Source organism: Halococcus thailandensis JCM 13552, assembly GCF_000336715.1.
Lineage (GTDB): Archaea > Halobacteriota > Halobacteria > Halobacteriales > Halococcaceae > Halococcus > Halococcus thailandensis.
Genome location: NZ_AOMF01000172.1, coordinates 1 through 5755, shown reverse-complemented (window position 1 = coordinate 5755; position 5755 = coordinate 1). Strand labels below are relative to the sequence as shown.

10 protein-coding genes are annotated in these 5755 nt (G+C 66.7%); 4 read left to right on the top strand and 6 right to left on the bottom strand.

From position 1 onward, the window contains the following. Both C451_RS17615 and C451_RS17610 read left to right on the top strand, forming a co-directional pair. Positions 1 to 744: DUF7405 family protein (locus C451_RS17615; protein ID WP_007742691.1), on the top strand; the 744-nt coding region annotated here is incomplete at its 5' end. A 111-nt stretch (positions 745 to 855) separates the two neighbouring features. After that, a complete protein-coding gene (locus C451_RS17610; RefSeq protein ID WP_007742690.1) occupies positions 856 to 2037 on the top strand; it encodes a DUF7350 domain-containing protein in 1182 nt (393 codons plus the stop codon). Here C451_RS17610 and C451_RS17605 read toward each other — a convergent pair whose 3' ends face one another. From C451_RS17605 to C451_RS22785, 3 genes are all read right to left on the bottom strand, one after another. Next, positions 2038 to 2562, bottom strand: coding sequence for a winged helix-turn-helix transcriptional regulator (locus tag C451_RS17605; protein ID WP_007742688.1), 525 nt, complete (start codon positions 2560 to 2562; stop codon positions 2038 to 2040). Then, positions 2546 to 2911 carry a DUF7471 family protein gene (locus tag C451_RS17600; RefSeq protein WP_007742686.1) on the bottom strand — a complete coding sequence of 122 codons (366 nt, stop codon included), beginning with the start codon at positions 2909 to 2911 and terminating at the stop codon, positions 2546 to 2548. Before C451_RS17600 ends, C451_RS17605 begins: the two co-directional genes overlap by 17 nt. 144 nt (positions 2912 to 3055) lie before the next feature. Further along, the gene (locus C451_RS22785) at positions 3056 to 3193 is read right to left on the bottom strand and encodes a hypothetical protein (protein WP_162471351.1); all 138 of its coding nucleotides are present in this window, start codon (positions 3191 to 3193) and stop codon (positions 3056 to 3058) included. A gap of 115 nt (positions 3194 to 3308) precedes the next feature. Between C451_RS22785 and C451_RS17590 the strand changes: the two genes are divergently transcribed. After that, on the top strand, positions 3309 to 3518 hold the full coding sequence (locus tag C451_RS17590) for a ribbon-helix-helix domain-containing protein (RefSeq protein ID WP_004054695.1): 210 nt from the start codon (positions 3309 to 3311) through the stop codon (positions 3516 to 3518). On the opposite strand, the gene C451_RS17585 is transcribed toward C451_RS17590, so the two are convergent. Beyond that, positions 3515 to 3958 carry a hypothetical protein gene (locus tag C451_RS17585; protein WP_007742683.1) on the bottom strand — a complete coding sequence of 148 codons (444 nt, stop codon included), beginning with the start codon at positions 3956 to 3958 and terminating at the stop codon, positions 3515 to 3517. The two genes, C451_RS17590 and C451_RS17585, sit on opposite strands and share 4 nt — an antisense overlap. Before the next feature lie 13 nt (positions 3959 to 3971). Next, positions 3972 to 4649, bottom strand: a complete 678-nt coding sequence (locus C451_RS17580) for a hypothetical protein (RefSeq protein WP_007742675.1) — start codon at positions 4647 to 4649, stop codon at positions 3972 to 3974. Positions 4650 to 4722: 73 nt separating this feature from the next. Between C451_RS17580 and C451_RS17575 the strand changes: the two genes are divergently transcribed. Next, positions 4723 to 5409 (top strand): VOC family protein, encoded by a 687-nt coding sequence (locus C451_RS17575; protein ID WP_007742671.1) that lies wholly within the window; start codon positions 4723 to 4725, stop codon positions 5407 to 5409. Here C451_RS17575 and C451_RS17570 read toward each other — a convergent pair. Then, the gene (locus C451_RS17570; protein ID WP_007742659.1) at positions 5406 to 5702 is read right to left on the bottom strand and encodes a DUF5779 family protein; all 297 of its coding nucleotides are present in this window, start codon (positions 5700 to 5702) and stop codon (positions 5406 to 5408) included. The genes C451_RS17575 and C451_RS17570 overlap by 4 nt on opposite strands. Positions 5703 to 5755: the final 53 nt, after the last annotated feature.

The window sequence follows — 5755 nt, the reverse complement described above, 5'->3', positions numbered from 1 at the left end:
GAGAAACTGAACGGCGTCGACATCGACGCCTCGCTCACGGGAGTGTTCGAGCGGATCGACCGGCGAACGGGGTTCGTCGGCGACGGCCTGCCCGCCGACAACCAGGGCGTGCAGGGAATCCCCGATTCGGAGCCCGTGCCCGACGACTCGCCGATGTACATGGGCTTCAAATCTGGGTTCGACAAGAACCAGGCGACCGAGGACGGGGTGACGATCGATGCCGGCCCGTTCGCGGGCGGAACGACCCAGCAGATCTCGACGATCAAACTCCACCTCGACCAGTGGTACGATCAGGACAGTCGCTCGCAGCGCGTCGGCAAGATGTTCTGTCCCGCGCACGCCGAATCGGGCGCTGTCGAGGGTGTCGGCGACAATCTCGGCGATTCGAGCAAGATGGACGACTGTCCACCCGCCGAGACGGCCGCCCGCGAATCGGGACTGGTCGGTCACTCGCAGAAGGTCGCCCGTGCGCGCGAGAACGACCGCCCGATCATTCTCCGGCGGGACTTCGACTCGACCGACGGCGAGGAGGCGACGCTGCATTTCCTCTCGCTCCAGCAGACGATCGGCGATTTCACCGACACGCGCGAGTCGATGACCGGCACCGATCTCGCCGAGGAGTCCGCGCTCGGCCGGAAGAACAACAACGGCATCCTCCAGTACATGAGCGTGACGCGCCGCGGCAACTACCTCCTCCCGCCGCGTGGGCGACGGGCCCTGCCCGCCGCCGTGCCGCGACAGTGATCGCCGCATCGTCGATATATCGATAGCATCGCACCCATCGTGCGAGTCACCGAACCCGATTTCGACCGCCGAACCAGAACGCACTCGAAGCGAGCAGTTATAGAGGAAGCAATGGATCGACGAACGTTTCTCCGTGTCGGCACGGCCGCGAGCGCGGCGGGTGCCGGTCTTCTCGCCGGCTGTTCCGGGCTGTTCTCCGTCCAGACGGGATATCGAGAGCAGATGCCGCCGCTGCCCGAAAACCGCCCCGCAGCCGTCTACTACCCTTCGCATATCGAAGGGATGGAGATGGTTGGCGTCGAGACGATCGGTGGGAACGGAGCGAACGCGACGAGCGCGACGAACGGAACGGATTCCGGCGGGACGAACGGCTCGAACGGGTCGGAAGAGGGTTCGGGGACGGCCGAAGGCTATCGGTGTGCGCTCACGTACAGCTACCCTCACCGGTTCTGGACCGTCACCGGCACGGAGACCGAGAAGATCTCGATCGAGGACAACGACTCGCTCCATCTGATGGTGAGCGTCTGGGATCCGGCGACGGGCGTCTTCCCGCTGGATACGAACCCGACGATAACGATCTCGCAGAACGGCGACTCGGTGACGACGCTCTCACCGTGGACGATGCTCTCGCAGAACATGGGCTTTCACACGGGCGACAACCTCTCGCTGCCTGGTGCCGGCGACTACACCGTCGCGGTCGATATCCCCCCGACGTCCGTCCGGCGAACCGGCTCCTTCGAGGGCCGGTTCGACAGTCAGCGATCCGTCGAGTTCTCGTTCACGTTCGATCCGGGGACGGTGAACGACATCATGCTCGATCGACTCGGCGAGAAGGCCGGCACGCGCGGGGCGGTCGAGCCGATGGAGATGAAGAAGATGCCGCTCGCGCTCGCGCCGAAGACGGGCGAACTCCCCGGTCGCGCGCTCGGAACGGTCCGGACCGGCGACGCCGTGTTCGACGTCCGAGCGCTCGACGACGCCTCCCGGTTCGGCGGAGCCGAGAAGACGTATCTCGCCGTCTCGGCACGGACGCCACACAACCGGTACGTCCTGCCGGCGATGTCGCTGTCCGCAACGGTGACACGGGGCAACGAGACGGTTTTCGACGGGGCGCTCCAGGCGACGCTCGATCCAAAACTGAACTATCACTACGGGGCCAGCGTCGAGAGCATCGAGTCCGGTGATAAGATCGAAATCACGACCGACGCACCGCCGCAGGTCGCCCGCCACGAGGGGTACGAGACCGCCTTTCTGGAGATGCCGTCGCGAACGCTCACCGTCGGCGATAGCTGATTATTCTCCGGCCGCGTCCTCCAGCAGTCGATCGGTCAGGCGAACGAACCGATCGACCATGCGCGCCGGCGACGAGGGGCTGACCTCCCGTAGCAGTCGCGCCGTCTCGGTCGGACGAACGAGTGCAAGTGTAACGTGGTTGCGCTCGTCGCGCTCCTTCACGACGACGTCCTGCTCGACGAGATGGTCGAGATGCCATTCGAGCGTGCTGCGAGCGATGTCGAGCTCGTCGGCGAGCGGCTGTGGCCGCGTCGGCCCGCGATCGCAGAGCAGCGCAACGACGTCGCCGGCGGTCTCGCGGCGCAGCAACGAGAGCGCGCCGCGCCGCCACGCGTCACAGTCGGGCGGGTAGTAGTGTGTGCGACCGTATCGCTGCTCGTCGGTCACCGCCCCTGCCGAGCAAAGTCGCTTGAGGTGGTACTGGACCTGTCCGGGCGCGAGATCGAGCACGCGCACGAGTTCGTTGAAGTGGATCCCTGGCGACGTGTGGATGCGCCGCGCGACGCGCTTACGAGTCCCGTTCATACGTGTTCACCTCCGGTCGCGCCATCGTCCGCGCGTAGTAGACCGCCGCGAGCAACAGGACGGCCATGACGCCGTCGAGCGTGTGCTCGATGAGGTGGTGGAGCTCCATCGAGAGCAGTCCGTCCATCGCCAGCCCACCGACGAGTGTGCGTCCGACCAGTGTGCCGAGCGCCATCGTGATCAACAGATACGAGCGCGAGCGCCGCTGGGCCAGCGCGACGATCCCGAGCCCGAGAACGACCAGCGAGACGACCGCCGTGACGGCGAGGACGGTCGGCAGCGCGACGCCGTCGATCGGTGTCGATCCGTGATCGATACCGAGGTGGAGAACGACGGATGACAGCGTCATCGCGCACCATCATCCCCGTTCGACGTAGGATATTCCCCACGTTTTCGACGGCGAGGATCGGTTCCGCGGGGACGCCGTCGGTTCATTGCTACCGTTTGGAAACACGTCAGAATAGTCGTTCTGGTGCGCGCGTCGAATCGCCGCTCACGAGACGACCGGCCGGGAGATGATCCACAGCGAGAGCACCGTGTAGCCGACCATCAACGCCACGAGCGGGAGATGCGCCCGTCTGGCTCGCGAGAGGGTTTCGTAGCGCCCGACCGACACCGCGTGGGCGGCCACGACGCGACGCGAATCGACCGGCCGGAGCGGTCGGTAGCGGCGCTCGGTCCCGCACCAACGGACGATTTTCTGAAGCGAACACAACGACTATCCGACCGCTCGCCCACCCATCGGCATGACCGACTACACGACCGTCTCGATCCCGAAGGATCTCGCCGACCGAGTCGAGGAGACGATCGAGGGGACGAGTTTTCAGAGCACCTCCGATCTCGTGCGCTTTCTCCTCCGCAGCATCGTCATCCAGCACCAGAAGCAGGGCGAACTCACCGAGGCTCAGTTCGACGAGATCGCCGAGCAGCTCCGCGATCTGGGCTATCTGGGCTAGTCGAGCGATTCGATCGGCGGTTCGGCAGCCACGAGGTCGAGCGATCGTTCGATGCCATCGCGCGAGAAGACCGCGACGTCGCCCCGTTCCCACGGCGGGACCGCGACGAACACGATGCCGTGGAGATCGTCGGTCCGCGCGAGTGCGAGCCGCCCCTGCGGATGCGAGACGAACCGTCCCTGGGTCTGGCCCGCGGGCGTGCCGAGATCCATCCCGAACACCGCCGACAGCGACCGGCCCGCGTCCGGGAAGTAAAAATGAGTGAACACGGGTGTCTCGGGCGGCAGCGTTTCTACGAACTCGCCGGCCGGCGTCGTCGCGAGCGCGATCGTCGCCTCCTCGGGTTCGGCTTCACGGGCGAGATCGAGCAGCGCTTCCACCAGTCCGGCGGTCGCGTACACCGCGGGTCGGCCATCGGTCGCGTCGTGAGCGTCGGACATGGGTTCGGTCGTCTCAGTTCGCGAGGAACAGCCGGGCGGTTTTCAGGTAGAGCGACGGCGCGCGACGGCGCGATCCCGACAGCGCCGCGCCCAGCGCCGGATTCGCGTGTTCGTGGACGCCCGCGCCGTGGCCCACGAGCACGCGCTCGGGCGTGAAATCCTCGAACGACTGTCGTGGCGGGAACAGTCGCAGCGCCGGATGGACACCCAGTCGTTCGCTGTCGGTCCGCATGTATTCGGCCGTCCCGAACGCCTCGGAGACGACGAGCGTCCCGTCCTCCTCGTGGTAGAGCGCGCCCTCCTGCCACAGCGGCGTGGCGACCATCCGGAGTCGGTAACCCGTCTCGCCGAGAGTACCATCGAAGCGCTCGATCGGTGCATCGATCTCGTCGACGACGCCGTCCATCCAGGACGGGACGTACACGGAGACGTCGTGGCGCTCGGCGAACGCGGCGGCGTCGCGTTTGTGGCGGTCCAGCGGGACGACGACGCCCGCGACGTCGCCGAACTCGGCGAGCAGGTCGTCGATCCCCGTGGCGTCGACGGGATCGACCAGCCAGACGCCCTCGTCAGTCGCGAGCGCGTGGCTCGCGCGCTGCATCCGCTCGTCGGGGTAGGCGAGCCAGCCGACGCCGCCGTCGAAGCGGTCGATCTCCTCGTACTCCGCCGGACCCGAGCCCTTCATCGGCATACCCACCCCTCGGGGCGGCGGCGGATGAGCGCGTCGGTGGCGGATATTTATACTCGGCGACCGTTCCGGGTGTATGGTTTCGGCGCTGCGCTGGCTCGCCCTGGAGGTCAAACATCTCGATCGTGCGAGCGCGTTCTACCGCGAACAGCTCGCCCTCGATACCGTACGGGAAAGCGAGAGTGAGGTCGTCCTCTCGGCCGGCGAGACCGACCTCGTGCTCCGCCGGCCGTCGGCCATCCCCCGTGGGGGACTCCACACCCACTACGCGCTCTCGATCCCCGCGAGCGAGTACGACGACTGGTACGACCGACTCGCCGAATCGTTCGACCTCGACGAACACAGCTTCGGCAGCGCGCGCTCGCTGTATTTCTACGATACGGAGGGCAACTGCGTCGAACTCGGCGAGTCGGACGGGGAGGAGGCGGGCGTACACGGGATGTTCGAGGTCGTCCTCGAAGTCGAGGAGCTCGCCCGGGCCGAATCGTTCTACACCGATCTCGGGCTGGAGATCGTCGATCAGGGGAGCGAGCGCCGCCGGACGCGGCTCGCGGCCGACGAGTTCGCCCTCGAACTCTGGGAACCCCACCTGGGACTGGCCGACGCCCGCGGCGGCGTCCACGTCGATCTCGGCGTCGGCGTCGAGGATCCGGATGCGGCGCTCGACGCCGTGGTGGGGTCGGTGCGATCGGTCGAACGGCTCGACGACGGGATCAGGGTTCGCGATCCCGACGGCCACTTCGTGACGTTCGTCGAGGGTTAGTCGAGTCGGTCGGTGTCGATGTGGACACCCGGTGGCGTCACCAGCAGGAACTTCCGGAAGTGGATCAGTTCACCACCCATCTCGCGGACGTCGCTCGCGAACCCGCTCGCGAGGCGGTTCAGGTCGCCCTCGACGGCGAGGACGAGCACCGCGTCGTCGGCGATTTCGGCGATCCACTCCTCGCTCGGCGTCCGCCCGTCGAGCACGCCGAGAACGACCCGGTGGGTGCGCCCACCGTTCTCGTCCTCGATCTCGCTTTCGACGGACTGGAGATCGAGATCGAACTCGCTCATGGCCGACTCTCATCGCGCCGGGAGAAAAATCCTCGTTTTAGGGCGCGAACGGT